The sequence below is a fragment of the Dehalobacter sp. DCA genome (assembly GCF_000305775.1).
In the GTDB taxonomy this organism is placed as follows: Bacteria; Bacillota; Desulfitobacteriia; order Desulfitobacteriales; family Syntrophobotulaceae; genus Dehalobacter; species Dehalobacter alkaniphilus.
This window is the reverse complement of record NC_018866.1, coordinates 2200682-2218002: the sequence shown is the minus strand read 5'-3', so window position 1 is coordinate 2218002 and position 17321 is coordinate 2200682. Positions and strand designations below refer to the sequence as shown.

Here is a 17321-nt window from a genome sequence, read left to right as displayed (position 1 = left end):
GCCACAGTAGCGCTTTCGGACATTGTGTCATCCCTGACACGTCGCTCTTAAGGTGTTAATTGCTTTCAGGCTTTCAGAAATGTATAATTCTATTATATGGTTTTTTTATGGGATATTATTTTAGAAATTGCGTGAGAAGGGAGCGGATCCAGTAATGGCCGTTTACCAGATAGTAAAAATTGGAGAAGACATTCTGCGGGAAAAAGCAATAGAAGTCAAGAAAATTACCCCGAATATCATTAAATTGCTCGATAACATGGCTGAGACCATGTATGAGGCGAAAGGGGTAGGGCTGGCAGCTCCTCAGGTCGGCGTATCCAAAAGAGTTGTGGTGATCGACGTCGGAGACGGTCTTTTGGAACTAATCAATCCGATGATTATTAAAAAAGCCAGTTCGGAAGTAGATGAAGAAGGATGTTTAAGTGTCCCAAATAAGACTGGCCGGGTGAAACGGGCAGCTGAAGTGGTGCTTCAGGCCATGGACCGCAATGGAGAAATAAAGGAATATCATGCCGATGGTTTCCTGGCCAGAGCGATGCAGCATGAAACGGATCATCTTGACGGGATACTGTTTGTTGATATTGCAGACAAGATTTATAATGTGTAGTACCTTAGTATCTCGGGTCTGTCTGCGTGCCACAATTCTGCTTTCGGCCGTTGTATCATCCTTGCCCCGTCGCTCCTTGCCATCCATGGCATCGCGACATTAGGCCATCCATGGCCGTCAAAAGGCCGCGCTACGCACTCCATGCTCCGCTTGACGCTGAAATTGTAGCATGCAGACAAAATATGGGGCATAAGATTTATGGCTAAGATTTGCTAGATGCGCGAAGAGAGAGTCTTTGCATTTAGAATACGGAACGGGAAGTGACAGTGTTAGATGCGGCTTGTTTTTATGGGAACACCGGATTTTGCGGTGCCTGTCCTGGAGGCGCTCTATGCTTCAGGACATCAAATCGGCGGCGTTTTTACCCAGCCCGACAAACCTGCGGGAAGAGGGAACAAATTGAAAGCGAGTCCGGTCAAAGTGCTGGCTGAAAAGTATGGACTTGCTGTATTTCAGCCTGCCAGGATTAAAGCACCCGAAGCGGTCGACCAGATCAGGGATTTGCAGCCGGACTGCATTGTGGTGGTCGCTTTCGGACAAATCCTGTCCAAAGAGATTCTGGAAATACCGTCTTTTGGATGCATTAACGTGCATGCCTCACTGCTTCCGGCTTATCGCGGAGCAGCTCCGGTCCACTGGGCAGTGATGAACGGAGAGTCTAAGACCGGTGTTACAACCATGCTGATGGACGAAGGTCTGGATACGGGCGCAATGCTTATCAGCGAAGAATATGCAATCGTACCGGAGGCCACAACGGGTGAAGTTTACGATGCGCTGGCCCAAATCGGCGCTAAGGCGTTGATTAATACACTCGAAGGATTGCAGAATGGGACCGTTCGGCCGGTACCGCAGCCTAAAGTATTTTCGTATGCACCGCTTCTGAAAAGAGAACATGAGCAGGTGGATTGGTCCTGGGACGCAGCCAAAATCCATAACAGGATTCGCGGACTGAATCCCTGGCCCGGTGCTTTTACGCTTTTCCGGGGAGAACAGGTTAAAATATGGCTAAGTGAGCTGTCCGGAAAACCTGCCTTATCCGGACAGACTGCGCAAAACGCTTTGCCGGGAAGCATTTTGTCCCTTGCTAAGGGAGGACTGCTGGTTCAGACCGGGGAAGGTATTTTAAAAATTTCAGAGCTTCAGCCTGCTGGGAAAAAGAAAATGCGTGCCCAGGACTTTTATAACGGATATAGACTTAAAGCAAATGATCGTTTTGAGTAAACGATCGCACTCGTCTTTCCTTCTTTTAAGCAAAATCTAAGAATAAATGGATATACTTCTAATAGTTAAACAATGATTGTTTTAGTGCCTTGAATTATACATAAGAAGCATGACTCCTATGCTATTTGAGCAGGTCTGGCTTTTTAAGGAGGAAGATTATGTTTTTATTTGATTACACAATTATACTGCTGATTCCAGCGATTATTCTGACTGTCTATGCTCAGGCCAAGATCAGTGGTGCTTACGGCAGATATTCCAAAATGAGGAGCAGTTCGGGAGCGACGGGTGCAGACGTGGCCAGAGCGCTGCTGAATGAGAATGGCCTTTATGATGTTCAGGTAGAGCAGGTTGCCGGAAACCTTACGGACCACTACGACCCGAGGACTCATGTTGTGAGGCTCAGCAGCGGTGTATATAACAGTACGTCCATTGCAGCGCTGGCTGTCGCGGCTCACGAAACAGGTCACGCTGTGCAGCATGCTGACAGCTATGTTCCGTTGAAACTCAGGTCGGCCTTTGTGCCAGTGGCTTCATTCGGCAGTCAGGCAGGACCCATCTTGATCCTTCTTGGGCTGTTCCTGCCGTCGATATCCTTCTTGTTGGATATTGGGATTTATGTTTTTGCGTTTGCAGTTCTGTTCCAGATCGTTACGCTTCCTGTTGAATACAATGCCAGTAACAGAGCCTTAGCTTTTCTGGGAGACAGCGGCATTATTAAAGATACAGAAGAGATGACAGGTGCAAGAAAGATGCTCAGTGCAGCAGCCCTGACCTATGTCGCCGCAGCACTGACTGCGATCCTGACCTTGCTGCGTTTTGTGTGGATTGCACAAGGCCGGGATGATTAATACCGAATCAAGAGAATAAAAAAGATTGGGATAGAAAAATGACGGAGAAGAATAACCCTATTACTGAAGAAAAAACCAAACGTAGGCGGAAACGCATAAACGATCAAAACGCACGGCTGATAGCCGTGCGTATTCTTACGCGGGTCGAAAAAGAAGGGGCCTATGCCAATCTTCTTTTACGTTCCCAGCTTTCAGGACTGACTCAGAGCCGGGACAGGAATCTGGCTACTGCTTTGGTCAACGGGGTATTAAAAAACAAATTGACGCTGGATTATGCGTTGAGAAAACATCTGAATAAGCCGATGTCCGCATTACCGCAGGAAGTCAGGGCTGTTTTAAGGACCGGTGTTTTTCAGATACTACTCATGGACAGAGTGCCGGTGCCCGCCGCGGTCAATGAGAGTGTTGACCTGATGAATCAACTGAACCGAACCTATTCCCCCCTTGTCAACAGTGTCCTGCGCAAGGCGGCTGAAACAGGCTGGAATTTTGAATGGCCAGACCAAAAGAAGGAAACGGTCCGCTATCTTTCGGTCAGATATTCTCATCCTGAATGGATGATCAAGCGCTGGCTGGCAAGGTGGGGGCAGGAAGAAACAGAAGCTTTGCTCAAAGCCAACAACGAACCTTCCCTTACTTCTATCCGTGTAAACACCCTAAAGACAACAAGGCAGGAACTAAAAACCTTATTGGAAAGTCAGGAAATTGAGGTCGCGGACGGAGAATACACACCGGAAAGCTTAATTCTGAAAGATTTTGGCGGATTGGACCAACTTTGGGAATTCCAAAACGGATATTTCGCGGTTCAGGATCAGAGTTCTCAGTTGGCTGCTCATCTATTGGGAGCGCGGGAAGGGGACAGCGTATTGGATGTCTGCAGTGCCCCGGGAGGGAAGACAACCCATCTGGCGCAATTGATGAAAAACAAGGGAACCATTGTTGCTGTTGATATGTATCCCCAAAAGCTTGATTTGATCAAGGAATCAGCCGAGCGGCTCGGAATTACAATGATAAAAACTGTTGAGGGCGACGCCCGGATTTTGGAAGGAATCGGAGAGAAGTTTGACCGGGTCCTGGTTGATGCGCCCTGTTCGGGCTTGGGTGTGCTTAGGAAAAGAGCTGATCTGCGCTGGCAGAAGAGAGAAGACGAGATCAGCAAACTGCCAGAACTCCAGCTGGCAATCCTGCTGAAAGCTGCCGATCATGTGCGGGAAGGCGGAGAGCTTGTTTATTCGACCTGTACCATGGAGCCGGAAGAAAACTTTGAAGTGGTTAAAGCTTTCCGGCAGCTTAAGCCCGAGTTTGTTTCCGTTGACTTGTCGGGAAGTTTGCCTTTTGCAGCAGAGGAGAGAGATCTGAAACAACTCCGGAAAGGGGTATGGCAGATCCTGCCTCATCATCACAATATGGATGGATTCTTTATCGCTAAGTTTCGAAGGCCACGGATGGCCTAGTGACGCGATGCTACGGATGGCAAGGAGCGGCAAGAAGATTTTATAGCAAGTCTATGTGCTCTAATTGACAAAGCTTTACGTCTGGCGGAAAAACATGTTTAAGATTATGAAATTGGGAGAATAATACTAATTATGGAAAAGCTGGATTGCCGCGGTTGTCTTGAAGGAGAAATGCGTGCAGTATGCCTCGAAAACGGCTTGAAAAAGTTTAGGGCCAATCAGGTTTTCAACTGGGTTAATGCCAGAGGAGTTCATCATTGGGATGAAATGATGAATATCGGGAAACAGGACAGCGAACGGCTTGACAGGGTTTTCTTTATCCAGCCGCTGACTGTTTTAAAAGCGCAGCGTTCTGCCGATGGGACCCGGAAGTTTTTATTTCGCCTGGCTGATGGAGAAAGCATTGAAACGGTGCTGATGGACTATGATCATCTGACAAGCCGGGACAGACACACTCTATGTGTCTCGACTCAGGTAGGATGCCCTGTGGGATGCCCTTTCTGTGCAACCGGAATGGATGGATTCCGCCGAAACTTGACTGCAGGAGAGATCACCGGCCAGGTGCTCGAAATCAGTCGGCTGCTTCAGCAGGAGGACCCGAAATTCACGGTAACCAATATTGTTTTCATGGGGATGGGCGAACCTTTTCTTAATTATGATGCGGTGATGAAAGCGATTCGAATCCTGAACAGCGAGAACGGTCAGAATATCGGCATGCGGAGAATGACCATCTCGACGAGCGGTGTTGCCCCCAAGATCATTCAACTGGCACAGGACAACCCGCAAGTCGGTTTGGCTGTATCGCTTCATTCAGTCAGAAATGAAGTCAGGGATACGCTGGTTCCTATCAACAGGAGATATCCATTGCAGGAACTGCTGGAAGCCTGCCGGTATTATTCCGATCAGACGAACAGAAGAGTTACATTTGAGTTTGCTTTACACCAACAGAATGTCTCCAAAGAGGAAGCAGAGAAACTGGTCGTTCTCCTTAAGGGCATGCTGGCCCATGTCAATTTGATCCCCATTAATCCGGTAATCGGCAGCGACGTTCAAAGAGCGGGCAAAGAGCGGTTAACGATGTTCAAAAGGGTTCTCGAGGCGGGCAAGATTCCTGTTTCGATCAGAGAAGAAAAAGGCCTGGACATTGACGCAGCCTGTGGTCAGCTTAGACAGCGTTTGGAGTGTGAGGAGTATGCGTCTCTTAAACAAAGTTGAATCGATCGCCGAACAGATGGCTACATTTTTGTTCAGCAAGTCGGTGGGCACGATTCAGCCTGTTCAGGTTGCCAGGGAACTCAATAAAATAATGCTGAAAAATAAGCAGGTCAGCATATCCCATGTCTATGTCCCGAATGTTTACACTGTAAGTTTAAACCCTGAGGATTATGCGGTCTTGGAAAGTTTTGGAGAGACACTGCTGGTGGAGCTGGCCAAACATCTCTATGACGAAGGGACCAGGCAGGGCTACACTTTTCTGGCGCTTCCGGTTGTGCGGATGCAGCCTTCGGAGAAGATTGATGCTGGCTTAATGAAAACCCAGGTTGAGTTTAAAGATTCTGTTGTCGCCAATTGGCGGATTAACGAAGAAAAACTGCCTGCGGAAGATGAAGAAATGGAAAAAACAACAGTTCTGGCGGATGCTGCAAGATTAATCATGGCATCATCCAAAACAGTCAGCAGGAAAACTCATCCTTATCTCGAAGTTATAAAAGGGACAAATGAAGGTGAGATTTACGATCTTAATAAGGACGAGTATATCGTCGGACGCCAGGAAGATTGTGATATCGAAGTCAGAGACCTGGAGATCTCCCGTCACCATTTGAAGCTTTATACAGAGAATAGAAGGTGGTTTGTTCAGGATCTAGGCAGTACCAACGGTACCTATCTGAACAAATTAAGGGTTGACCGCTATATGGTAAATCCTGGGGACAGGATAAAGGCCGGACAAACGCATTTTCAATTTCAGGTAGATAAGTAAAGTCGGTGATTGAATGCAAATGCTTACGGTAGTTGGAAGGATTGTATTTGTTGGTTTTATCTATCTCTTTCTCTTACGGATATTGACGGTTATGCTGGCCGATTTAAGGTCGAGGGGAATCATGAGCAAAACCGAATCTGATCTTGGCTGTATCGAGGTCTTAGGCGGAGCTGAAAAGCTACCCAAAGGACGCAAGATTAAGATTGATTCCCGGGGGCTTTCCATCGGAAGAGGAAAGCACAACGATATCGTCGTTCCGGACCATTATTGTTCGCTGGATCATGCTGAATTCAAGCATAACAGAGGGATGACAACGCTGGAGGATGTTGGGAGCACGAATGGTACCTGGGTGAACGGAGAACGGATCAACTCCCAGGTCCAGCTTGTTTCCGGTGACTTCATCAAGATAGGCAGCATTACTTTTCTATATTCGAGGTGGGGAAATGAAAGCAGTTAGGATTTATGAGACCGGTTGTGTTAGAAAAAACAATGAAGATTATTTTCTTATATTGCCGGAGGAGTCATTTTTTGCGGTGGCCGATGGAATGGGCGGACATAATGCCGGGGAAATAGCTTCGAGGATCGCGGTCGAACAATTAGAGGAAAAAGCAGCTGAATTAAAATCTTCGGATATTCAGGATATGCAGGACTGGATCGTTCAGGCTGTGAATCAGGCCAACCGTGAAGTATACGAGGTATCGCTTCGGACTGAAGGGACGGAAGGCATGGGAACAACCCTGACTGCTCTGATGATCTATGACAATAAAGCCGTTGTTGGCCATGTGGGCGACAGCAGGATTTATTTATGGCGAAATCAGACCCTCACGCTCCTGTCGGAGGATCATTCCATGGTAAACGAACTTGTCCGCCTCGGAGAGCTGACGGAGGAGAAAGCCAAAAATCATCCGCACAAGCATGTTTTGTCCAGAGCGCTGGGTGTGGAGCTCAACATTGATGTAGATTGTTTCCAACTTAAAGTACAGGACGGAGATGTTTTTCTTCTGTGCACGGATGGCTTTTCGAATGAAATTAGTGATCAGGAGATTGCTGCGGAGTTTTCCGAGGCTAAATCATGGGATGACCATCTCGAAACCTTGAAGAATGTTGTGATCGAACGGGGGGCTCCGGATAATTTTACGGCAATATGCTGTATTGTGGAGCGGTGAGAACATGCTACATCGTCTATCTTTGAGAGTTCTGACTTTAGTAATTCTATGGATGGGACTCGGTGTACTGAAACTGGATGATATGAGTGAAAGCGGTTTTTTCCTGCAAGGAGCTGTATTTTCTTTTTTGATCCTAGCAGGTGCCTTGTTTGAAATATTTTTTTGCTATCAGGGAGATCCGTATCTCCTGCCGGTAGTTCAGACCATCCTCGCGATTGGCTTGGTTTTTCTAGCAAGGATCAATCCTGCCCAGGCGGCGGACCAATTTATCTGGGCGAATCTGGGCTTGATCATTTACTATGCTGTCTTTTTTATTTTACGAGATTACCGCAAGCTTGGTGAGTATCAGTATCTCTGGGGAATGCTGGCCTTGCTTATGCTTCTGCTGACGCTGATATTTGGGACCACCATCAATGGTGCGACAAGCTGGTTTAGGTTTGCCGGGGTGGGTTTCCAGCCCGAGGAGCTCGTCAAAGTGGCCCTGCTTCTTTTCCTGGCATCCTATTTAAGTGATAATAAAGAGCTTTTGCGTTTTGGAACGATTCAGGTTGGGAGACTTTCTCTGCCTGATGCCAAAACAATGGGCCCGTTTGTTTTTATCGGCGTATTTGTTCTCGGATTGCTGGGTGCCCAGAAAAGCCTTGGAACGGCGCTGGTATTCTTCCTTCTTATGGTGTTTATCTTGTATGTCGCAACCGAAAGACTGCTTTATCTCGTGGTTTCCGTTCCGTTGGTCATGGCGACAGGGGCAGCTGGTTATTTCCTGTTTGATCATGTCCGCGTAAGGGTTGCTACCTGGATTAACCCGTGGCTGGATGCCAGCGGCGGGGCTTATCAGATCTCCCAGTCGATCTTCGCCATAAGTGGGGGAAGGCTTCTGGGGACAGGTCTCGGAAATGGGATAGGTGCTTACCAGATTCCGAATGCGGACACTGATTTTATCTTTTCGGTGATTGCTGAGGAAATTGGTTTTATTGGCGCAATGGCAATCATCAGTCTGTTTATTATTGTCGTAATGCGCTGTTTCTGCGTCAGCACCAGAGCTGTGGATCGGTTTGGCCAGATCCTGGCGGCGGGAATAGGCATTCTGATCGGTGTGGAAGCGCTGATCATCCTGGCCGGGGTGACCAAAATGCTTCCGCTTACAGGTCTGCCTTTGCCTTGGATGAGCTACGGGGGAAGTTCCATGGTCGGACACTTTTTACTCCTTGGGATTCTGGCCGGCATTTCTCATAGCTCAGCTTTCTCCGTGAGTCAGATACCAATCGGAAAGCAGGCAGATGCCTTATGAACAATGGAATCCGCAAAATTGCACTGATCATGGTTTTTAGCTTTGTTTTTCTAAGCCTGGGTCTGGTATACTGGCAAGTGGTTAAGGCCGATGAGATGCTGGATAATCCAGCTAACCGGCGCGCGGTTTATTTAGAGGAAAGAATTACCCGGGGCGGCATTTTTGACCGCAACGGCGTTGTTCTGGCAAAGACGGAGCAAACCGCTGACGGAAAAGTCAGAACGTATCCGCAGGGTGAGATGTTTGAGCCTTTACTGGGGTATGCCACAGTAAAATACGGTTCTGCCGGCCTTGAAGCAACGGAGGCGGAAACACTTCTCGGAATGAAGAATCCTTCCATTCTCAGACGGATTCAGAATGCATTTGAATTGCAGAGAACAGGTAATGACCTGATACTGACACTTGATTCCCGTCTACAGGAGACTGCTTATCAGAGTTTGCAGGGCAAGACCGGAGCAGTGGTGGCAATCGATCCGCAAAACGGGGATGTTCTGGCGCTGGTCAGTCAGCCAAGCTATGATGCTGGAGCAATTGAACAGGACTGGGACAAGATTATTGCTGAGGAGGACAGTCCGCTGGTGAACCACGCTTTCTCGTTGTTTCCTCCAGGATCAATTATGAAAGTTATTACTTCAGCAGCCATTTTTCAGGCAGGACTCGACACAACGGAGCTTTATGATTGTGAAGGTTCTACTGTGATTAACGGGCAGACGATCCAGGAACAAAATGATAAAGCGCATGGCTGGGTCAATTATGATCTTGCTTTGGCCTACTCCTGCAATACTTATTTTGCTCAGTATGGGATCAAAGCTGGTGTGAATCATTTTTTGGAGGCTGTGTCCAATTTCGGATTTGGCAGGGATATCCCGTTTGATCAGTATGTTCCGATCAGTTCAATTACCAGGGATGACCCTTTGCCGGAGAACTTAAGCCTCAATTTGTTTGCCGAGAGTACCTTCGGTCAGGGTCAGGTAATGGTTAGTCCTTTCCATATGGCCTTGATCACAGCCGGAGTTGCCAATGACGGCAAAATAATGGTTCCACATTTGATTGACAGTGTGCTCGATTCCAAGCAAAATAGTATCTATCGAAGGACACCTGAAGTTTGGCTGACGCCTCTCAGTAAGGAAGAAGCAGAAAAAATAACAAGCGGCATGGTTTTGGCTGTCAATAAAGGAACAGCATCTCCCGGAGCCATATCTGGGGCCCAAATAGCAGCAAAAACTGGCTCGGCTGAACCGGGAGGAGACGGGGATACCCACGCCTGGTATATTGCTTTCGCTCCTGCGGAGAATCCGGAAATAGCTGTAGCGGTCCTGGTGGAACATGGCGGAACCGGCGGCGGAGCGGCAGCGCCGATTGCTAAAGCAGTCATAGAGAAAGCACTTGAATTGAAAGAAGGTGAAAACTAATGGAAAAGATGTTCGGAGGAAGATATGAAATAGAAGAAAAAATTGGGGCCGGAGGGATGGCAATCGTCTACCGGGCCAAGGATACATTACTGAACAGAACCGTTGCTATCAAGGTCCTGCGGGAACAGTACGCTTCCGATGAGGGTTTTATCCGTCGTTTTCGCCGGGAAGCGCAGTCTGCAGCCAGCCTGTCTCACCAGAACATCGTTTCGATCTATGATGTGGGCAGAGACGGGAACGAAGATTATATTGTCATGGAGTATGTCAAAGGCCAGACGTTAAAGGATATTATCCGTACGCAAGCGCCTCTTTCCCAGGATAAGGCGATTCATATTGTCCGTCAGATTGCTGAAGCACTGGTTCATGCACATGCCAACAATATTATTCATCGGGATATCAAACCGCAGAATATTTTAATTGCACCGGATGGAAGGGCCAAAGTTACTGATTTTGGGATAGCCAGAGCCGCCTCTTCGGCAACCGTCACCCATACCGGGGATATCGTCGGCTCAGTGCATTACCTGTCACCGGAACAGGCCAAGGGTTCCCAAACCACGGAACAGTCCGATATCTATTCGCTTGGAATCATCCTTTATGAACTGATTGCGGGAAGGCTTCCGTATGATGGAGATACCGCGATTACCATTGCCTTGAAGCATATCCAGGAGGAAGTCGAGCTGCCCGGGAAGCTTGTTGCCGGAGTCAGCCCGGAACTGGAAACCGTGATCATGAAAGCACTGGCCAAATCACTTCAAGACCGCTATAAAAGTGCAGCGGAATTTCTCGAGGATCTCGACAGGATCGAAGCCGGAGAGATCATTGTTTGGGAAAAAAGACAGGCCAGAGACCATGAAGATACCATGCAGACCCAGGTTCATAGGGGCTTGAAGGATAAAGTAATCCCGAATGAGGCCAAGAATGATGCGCTTCTGCGTACCAAAAAGCGCAAGAAAAAAATTCCGATGCTGGTTATGATTGCTATTGCCGCACTGATTGTAGTTGTCGGGACATCCTCAGGAGTTTGGGTTTTCACCCATACACAGGTGGTTAACGTTCCGGATCTTACGGGTAAGACTGTAGAAGAAGCTAAAATCGAATTGACCAAAGCCCGTCTAGTTCTCGGCAACCGGACCGAAACCTACAGCGATGAAATTAAGCAGGGTGGGATTGTTTCTCAAAGCATTAAGCCGAAGAGTGAAGTTAAGGCTGGAAGGTCAGTGGACATTGAGATCAGCAAAGGGGTAGAATACATTAAAGTACCGAATGTAACAACCGGGTATCCACTTCAGGAAAACGCTGAGAGTACGCTTAAGGAAGCCGGTTTTACGAATATTACGGTCAAAACAATGCTGAGCGCTTCCGTTTCGAAAGGACATGTTTTCGGACAATCGGTTGCGCCCGGTTCGACCTGGACAAAGAACGGAGAGATCGAACTGTTTGTCAGCGAAGGGATTCAACCAACGATTACCGCTATGCCTGATTTTACAGGCATGTCACTGGAGTTTACCACGGATTACCTAGAAAAATACGATATGAAAGTAATGCCGATCATGGAAGAATCGGATTTATTTCCGGAGAAAGCCGTGATTACAACTGAACCCAAACCGGGCAAACCAATCCAGCAGGGTTCGGAAGTGACCATCGTTGTGTCTCAGGGACCGGGACCCCCGGCCTAAAATGACCCAAATATCTGATGCTATCATTTTTTTGACATGATAAGAGGTACAGGAGTTATTTGAATTAGAGCGGAGGAAAGAACAGGATATATGCTGATTCAGGGAACATTGATGAAAGGATATGCCGGCTTTTATTACGTATACGCCGATGACCGGGTATGGGAATGCTCCCTGCGCGGTCGTTTTCGTGTAAAAAAGCAGGAATTTATCCCCGGCGACAAGGTGATGGTTCTTCCAGGAACAGGGGATAAGGCCACGATTGAAAAGGTACTCGAACGTCAAAATTCTCTGGTCAGGCCGTATATTGCAAATGTGGATCAGGTTCTCTTGGTCTTCTCCTTGAAGACCCCTGATCCGGATTACAATTTGCTGGACAGGCTGCTCATTCAGGCCGGGGAAGCAGGAATCAGCATTTTGATCGTATTCACCAAGGAAGATCTGGATGTTGGAAATAAAACCCCATCTGTCGATTACCGCAGGATCGGCTATGAAGTCGTCCAGGTGTCGAATCGGACTCTGACAGGGATTGATGAAATTGCTGAAAGGCTCAAGGGCAATGTGTCTGTGTTAGCAGGACCTTCCGGATCTGGCAAATCCAGCCTGATCAATGCTCTGAATCCCGGGAAGACACTTAAAACAGGTAACGTCAGCGACAAAATCGGCCGGGGAAGGCATACAACCAGGCATGTCGAGCTTCTTTCCGTAGCAGGAGGACTTGTTGCAGATACGCCGGGATTTTCATCCCTGTACCTGCCCGAAATGAAGAGAGAGGAACTGCAATCCTACTTTCCTGAGTTTGTCCGGATTAAACATGAATGCCGCTTTTCAAGCTGCCTTCATGACAAGGAACCTGACTGTGCTGTAAAAGAAGCCCTGAGCGAGAGCCTTATTAATTCTTCCAGATATGAGCACTATCTGCAGTTTTTAAAAGAAGTCATCGAACATGAAAAAAAATATTAGATGTATCAGAACTTAACTTAGAATTTTTTTGATACCCTAATAAAGGGTTTCAGGGCTGAACGAAGAATAATTACAGAAAACCGTACAATTAATGATAAGAAACTGCACGCAGCCAAAGAAACAGCACCATAGGTTTGGAAGGAGGATCTTTATGGCTTTGACGATTGCCCCATCGATACTGTCTGCCAATTTTGCCAGATTGGGAGAGGACGTCAGTCTTGTTGAAAATGCGGGGATTGATATGCTGCATATAGATATTATGGATGGACATTTTGTTCCGAATATCTCGATAGGGCCTGCCGTTGTTGGATCGCTCCGCAAGGTCTCCGCGCTGGAGTTTGATGTTCATCTGATGATTGAACATCCTGAAAAGTATGTTGAAGATTTTGTGAAGGCAGGTGCCGACTCGATCACGATTCATGCTGAGGCGACCAGGCACCTTCACCGGGTCATCCAGCTGATCAAATCTCTGGGGGCGAATGTGGGCGTTGCACTGAACCCTGCAACCCCGCTGGAAATGCTGACATATGTTTTGCAGGAACTTGATGTTGTGTTGCTGATGACTGTGAACCCTGGTTTTGGCGGCCAAAAGTTTATTCAGGAAGTCTTGCCGAAAATCGTAGCGCTGTCGGAGATTCTGAAGGAAGTGAACCCGCTTTGCCGTATTGAGGTGGATGGCGGAATCAATGTTGAGACAGCCCGTCTGGTAAGCAAAGCCGGGGCCGAGATATTAGTAGCTGGTGCAGCTGTATTTAGTTCTCCGGATCCGCAACAGGCGATTTGTGATATCCTTGAAGCAGCCAAAGAGGAACAGCGTGATAACAAAAATAAAAGATTCCGGGGGAAGATCAAGCAATGAAGGTTGCAGTCGTGGCAAACGGAGAATGGGATGCTGCGTGGGGCCGCGGCGAACTCGCCGGGAATCATATCGAGATGTTGATCTGCGCGGACGGAGGCGGCAACAAGGCCATCGCTTCGGACAGAATCCCTGATGTATTGATCGGGGACCTCGATTCCATTACAAAAGAAAATCTGGAAAAATGTATAGCGGCCAAAACAACCGTCAAACAATATCCCTGCGAAAAAAATGAGACGGATTTAGAGCTCGCTGTGGCCTATGCAGATACATATTTAGATTCTCAGGGATGTTTTCAGGACGAAATCGTCCTTTATGCCGCCGGCGGTAAAAGGCTGGATCACCTGATGGGGAATATCTCAATCATGATTGCGTATGCTGAGAAAGGCAGACGGCTGAAGATGAAAGACCCGAGATCCGATGCTTGGGTGATGCTTCAGGGTAAAGAGAACATCAAGGGCAGCATTGGTCAGCAGTTGTCGATCGTCGCCTTATCCGATGATGCCCGGGTATCTGCCGAAGGGCTGTACTATCAGCTGGATATGCTAAATCTTGCGCATAATTCCCCGCGTGGAATCAGCAATGTGTTTACGGATAAAGATATTTCGATTGAAATTCATGAAGGCAAAGTTCTGATCTATGTTCAGATGCCTTGTTAATCTTAAAACTTACTCCTCAAAATTGGTTGAAAAGCAAAAACCCCGGCTTTAAAGTCGGGGTTGTTTTAATCCAATCACAGTCGTTTCACGATGAAGTTAGATTGCTCGTTTCACTTTACCTGAACGAAGGCATCTTGTGCAGACTTTGACATGGGTGGGAGTACCGTTCACTACAGCACGGACACGCTGGAGGTTTGGTTTCCAGGTACGCTTGGAGCGAATATGGGAGTGACTGACACTCATCCCGGAAGAAACTCCTTTTCCGCAAACATCACAAATACTAGCCATGATTTCTTCTACCTCCTTTTCACCCAAAAATGACACTATTATAGTTTAGCAGAACTTAAAAGAATTGGCAAGGGCAGGTTTTTATTATCCGACGAGGTTTATATAGGTCTTATACATCCTGCAAATGCAAATATTTTATTCATATATTATACTACATTTACCGGGTACTGATAAGAAAAAATAAGGAGTTGTTCCCTGAGGTATTCACATAGTATTTGACGAAAGCTACCGCGTATATTATCCTAATTATATTAAAGGAAACGGTGAATCTTTCAAAATGGAATTTTATCATGCAAAAGATTAAATTGATGCTGGATTATAGGGAAAGCGAGGTTGAAAAGATGGCAAAGCTGATGGAAACAAAACTGGGAAATGTAGAAATATCAGAAGATGTTATAGCTACGATCTCAGGTGCGGCGGCAATCGAGTGCTATGGATTGGTGGGTATGGCTTCGAGAAAGATTTCGGACGGCGTTTCAGGTTTGCTTAAAAGGGAAAACTTATCCAAAGGGGTGAGTGTCACCCTTCAGGAAGAGGACTTGATCATAGACCTTAACATCATTGTGGGATACGGAATTAAAATATCGGAGGTTGCCTCCAATGTAATGGACCGGGTCCGATACACTGTCGAGACAATGACAGGTCTAAAAGTGGCTGAAGTAAACGTAAATGTTCAAGGGGTAAGATTTTTAGAATAGTTGAGAATACACTCAGATGATCTTAGGATGAGTAGGAGGATAAATTTTGAAAGCCGTGTCGGACGCTCAAAAAATTGACGGAAACGTATTAAAAGATATGATAAGGTCGGGGTCTCGTCTGCTGGAGCAAAGGAAGAAGGAAATTGATGCTTTGAATGTATTTCCGGTCCCGGACGGGGATACGGGTACAAATATGAATTTGACATTCAAAGCAGCATCATTAGCAGCAGACAAGGTAACGGGCAATTCTGTGCATGAAGTCGCAAGTGCCGCTTCTACAGGTTCCCTGATGGGTGCCAGGGGGAATTCAGGTGTTATTTTGTCTCAGATCATGAGAGGGATTGCCAGGGGCTTGGAAGGTCTTAACGAAGCAAATGCTCTCCAGATGGCTCATGCGCTGCAAACGGGCGTTGAAAGCGCGTACAAGGCAGTAATGAAACCGGTCGAAGGAACAATTCTTACTGTATCCAGGGAGACTGCCCGGGGTGCATATCTTAAAGCAAAAAGCGGAACGACTGATATTTTGGAAGTTTTGAGGGCTGGTTGTGAAAAAGGTGAAGAGGCGCTGGCCAGGACGCCTGAGATGCTGCCTGTTCTGAAACAGGCAGGTGTGGTTGATGCCGGCGGTCAGGGCTTCCTGACTATTCTATACGGCTGGATCTCGGCTTTGGAAGGCAAGGAAATTGGTTACGCTGAGGTACAGCAGGAGGAGGTCCAGATTCCTGCGGTTTCAGGTATTATTGCCGTTGGAAGCCTGGAATTTCCATATTGTACTGAGTTTCTGATGAAAGGAAATGGCCTTGATCCCGATGTTATAAGACAGGCACTCCTGGACAAAGGTGACTGCTTGTTGGTCGTGGGCACGGAGGATGTGGTCAAGATCCATATTCACACCCGGAACCCCGGACTTATTTTGGATTATGCCATCAAATATGGTTCTCTGCATGAAGTTCAGATTCACAATATGCTTGCCCAGAATGAGCTGGCTGCCCATCAGGCTAAAAATGTGCCTGAAAGCAGTGAAGCTGCTTATACCGGCGGGCTCGCGGATACTTCATCAGGGGCTCCTGCAGACCAGGCGGCTTCGGCCGGGACAACAGAGGTCAAGGACTATGGGATCGTTGCCGTCGCCATGGGAGAAGGTATTGCCCAAATCTTCACCAGTCTGGGTGTCGATGAGGTTGTTTTCGGCGGTCAGACTATGAATCCGAGTACCAGTGATCTTGCCGAAGCGATTAGGAAAGTTCCCGCCCGCCATATTTTCCTTCTGCCGAACAACAGTAACATCATCATGGCGGCCGGTCAGGTCAACGAACTGATTGAAGACAAAGAAATCTACGTTATTCCGACTAAGACAATACCGCAGGCGATCGCTTCTTTACTTGCTTTCAATTCTGACAGCCTTCCGGAGGAAAACGTTCAAAATATGACAACGGCATTCAGACAGGTAAGTTCGGGAGAAGTAACTTATGCAGTCAGAAATTCGCAGTATGGCGAGCTGGAGATTGCCGAAGGGGATATTCTTGGCCTGATTGAGGGAACAATAAAGACGACAGGCAGAGATATTCTCGACGTTGCCAAAAATGTTCTGGAGGAAATGAATTGGCGCGAAAAGGATCTTGTCACCATTTTTTACGGTAAAGACATGGCTGAAGAAGATGTAAGCCTGCTTACGGACTGGCTTAGCGAGGAGAAACCGGAGATTGAAGTCGAGGTTTATTCCGGGAAACAGCCATTATATTATTATATTCTCGGGGTTGAATAAACAAAAAACTTCGGCTTCGGCCGAAGTTTTTTTTATCAAGCCGGTTTCTCGATGTAGGTCTTCGAACGTGTCTTGTTAGGGCAGATCTCCTGAGCCAATCTGCTAGGGTAAGTCTGCATGCCACAATACCGCTTTCGGCTATTGCGTCTTCCTTGACGCAAAAAGCCGCGCTACGCCATCCAGGCTTCGCTTGTCGCGGAACTGTGGCCCCCAGACTTACCCTAGCATAATGGTTATGTAAGTAAGCCATCCATAGTAAATGTATGAATGTATGAATGGATGAAAACGGATTACCCCAAATTATTACTGAAGGAAGGTGAGCCGGTGAAGGTCGGAAGCGTTTTTGATTTGCTGGGGCCGGTGATGGTCGGGCCCTCCTGACTTTAGAAGATAAAAGACGAAAAATCGCTGAATCACTTGATGCGCAAGAGATTCAGCGATT

The 17321-nt window shown here is 47.3% G+C and carries 17 protein-coding genes; 16 read left to right on the top strand and 1 reads right to left on the bottom strand.

What is annotated here, in order from left to right; all coding sequences use genetic code 11:
- Positions 1–154: 154 nt before the first annotated feature.
- The 14 genes from def (at position 155) to DHBDCA_RS10670 (ending at position 14128) form a co-directional block, all read left to right on the top strand.
- The gene (def, locus tag DHBDCA_RS10735; RefSeq protein ID WP_015044229.1) at positions 155–607 is read left to right on the top strand and encodes a peptide deformylase; all 453 of its coding nucleotides are present in this window, start codon (positions 155–157) and stop codon (positions 605–607) included.
- 273 nt (positions 608–880) lie between these two features.
- Positions 881–1828 (top strand): methionyl-tRNA formyltransferase, encoded by a 948-nt coding sequence (gene fmt, locus DHBDCA_RS10730; protein ID WP_015044228.1) that lies wholly within the window; start codon positions 881–883, stop codon positions 1826–1828.
- Positions 1829–1986: 158 nt separating this feature from the next.
- Entirely contained in the window at positions 1987–2676 is a 690-nt protein-coding gene (locus DHBDCA_RS10725) for a zinc metallopeptidase (RefSeq protein ID WP_015044227.1), read from the top strand.
- Positions 2677–2714: 38 nt separating this feature from the next.
- Positions 2715–4130, top strand: coding sequence for a 16S rRNA (cytosine(967)-C(5))-methyltransferase RsmB (gene rsmB / locus DHBDCA_RS10720; RefSeq protein WP_015044226.1), 1416 nt, complete (start codon positions 2715–2717; stop codon positions 4128–4130).
- A 123-nt stretch (positions 4131–4253) separates the two neighbouring features.
- A complete protein-coding gene (rlmN, locus tag DHBDCA_RS10715) occupies positions 4254–5345 on the top strand; it encodes a 23S rRNA (adenine(2503)-C(2))-methyltransferase RlmN (protein ID WP_176714374.1) in 1092 nt (363 codons plus the stop codon).
- Positions 5323–6108: an FhaA domain-containing protein gene (locus tag DHBDCA_RS10710; RefSeq protein WP_015044224.1), complete on the top strand. Its 786-nt coding sequence runs from the start codon at positions 5323–5325 to the stop codon at positions 6106–6108. Before rlmN ends, DHBDCA_RS10710 begins: the two co-directional genes overlap by 23 nt.
- Before the next feature lie 13 nt (positions 6109–6121).
- Positions 6122–6565 carry an FHA domain-containing protein gene (locus DHBDCA_RS10705; RefSeq protein ID WP_015044223.1) on the top strand — a complete coding sequence of 148 codons (444 nt, stop codon included), beginning with the start codon at positions 6122–6124 and terminating at the stop codon, positions 6563–6565.
- Entirely contained in the window at positions 6552–7274 is a 723-nt protein-coding gene (locus DHBDCA_RS10700) for a Stp1/IreP family PP2C-type Ser/Thr phosphatase (protein WP_015044222.1), read from the top strand. Before DHBDCA_RS10705 ends, DHBDCA_RS10700 begins: the two co-directional genes overlap by 14 nt.
- 4 nt (positions 7275–7278) lie before the next feature.
- Entirely contained in the window at positions 7279–8565 is a 1287-nt protein-coding gene (locus tag DHBDCA_RS10695) for an FtsW/RodA/SpoVE family cell cycle protein (RefSeq protein ID WP_034378917.1), read from the top strand.
- Positions 8562–9977, top strand: coding sequence for a peptidoglycan D,D-transpeptidase FtsI family protein (locus tag DHBDCA_RS10690; RefSeq protein ID WP_015044220.1), 1416 nt, complete (start codon positions 8562–8564; stop codon positions 9975–9977). The genes DHBDCA_RS10695 and DHBDCA_RS10690 overlap by 4 nt, the downstream gene beginning before the upstream one ends.
- A complete protein-coding gene (gene pknB, locus DHBDCA_RS10685) occupies positions 9977–11653 on the top strand; it encodes a Stk1 family PASTA domain-containing Ser/Thr kinase (protein WP_015044219.1) in 1677 nt (558 codons plus the stop codon). The genes DHBDCA_RS10690 and pknB overlap by 1 nt, the downstream gene beginning before the upstream one ends.
- 90 nt (positions 11654–11743) lie before the next feature.
- Entirely contained in the window at positions 11744–12613 is an 870-nt protein-coding gene (gene rsgA, locus DHBDCA_RS10680) for a ribosome small subunit-dependent GTPase A (protein ID WP_015044218.1), read from the top strand.
- A gap of 151 nt (positions 12614–12764) precedes the next feature.
- Positions 12765–13472, top strand: coding sequence for a ribulose-phosphate 3-epimerase (rpe, locus tag DHBDCA_RS10675; protein WP_015044217.1), 708 nt, complete (start codon positions 12765–12767; stop codon positions 13470–13472).
- A complete protein-coding gene (locus DHBDCA_RS10670; RefSeq protein ID WP_015044216.1) occupies positions 13469–14128 on the top strand; it encodes a thiamine diphosphokinase in 660 nt (219 codons plus the stop codon). The genes rpe and DHBDCA_RS10670 overlap by 4 nt, the downstream gene beginning before the upstream one ends.
- A gap of 96 nt (positions 14129–14224) precedes the next feature.
- Here the strand turns inward: DHBDCA_RS10670 and rpmB are convergent, their stop codons facing one another.
- Positions 14225–14416, bottom strand: coding sequence for a 50S ribosomal protein L28 (gene rpmB, locus DHBDCA_RS15045; RefSeq protein ID WP_015044215.1), 192 nt, complete (start codon positions 14414–14416; stop codon positions 14225–14227).
- A gap of 341 nt (positions 14417–14757) precedes the next feature.
- On the opposite strand from rpmB, the gene DHBDCA_RS10665 reads away from it, so the two are divergent.
- Positions 14758–15114, top strand: coding sequence for an Asp23/Gls24 family envelope stress response protein (locus DHBDCA_RS10665; RefSeq protein ID WP_025205365.1), 357 nt, complete (start codon positions 14758–14760; stop codon positions 15112–15114).
- Positions 15115–15211: 97 nt separating this feature from the next.
- Complete coding sequence (locus DHBDCA_RS10660) at positions 15212–16879, top strand: DAK2 domain-containing protein (protein WP_051014058.1); 1668 nt, start codon at positions 15212–15214, stop codon at positions 16877–16879.
- Positions 16880–17321 lie beyond the last annotated feature (442 nt).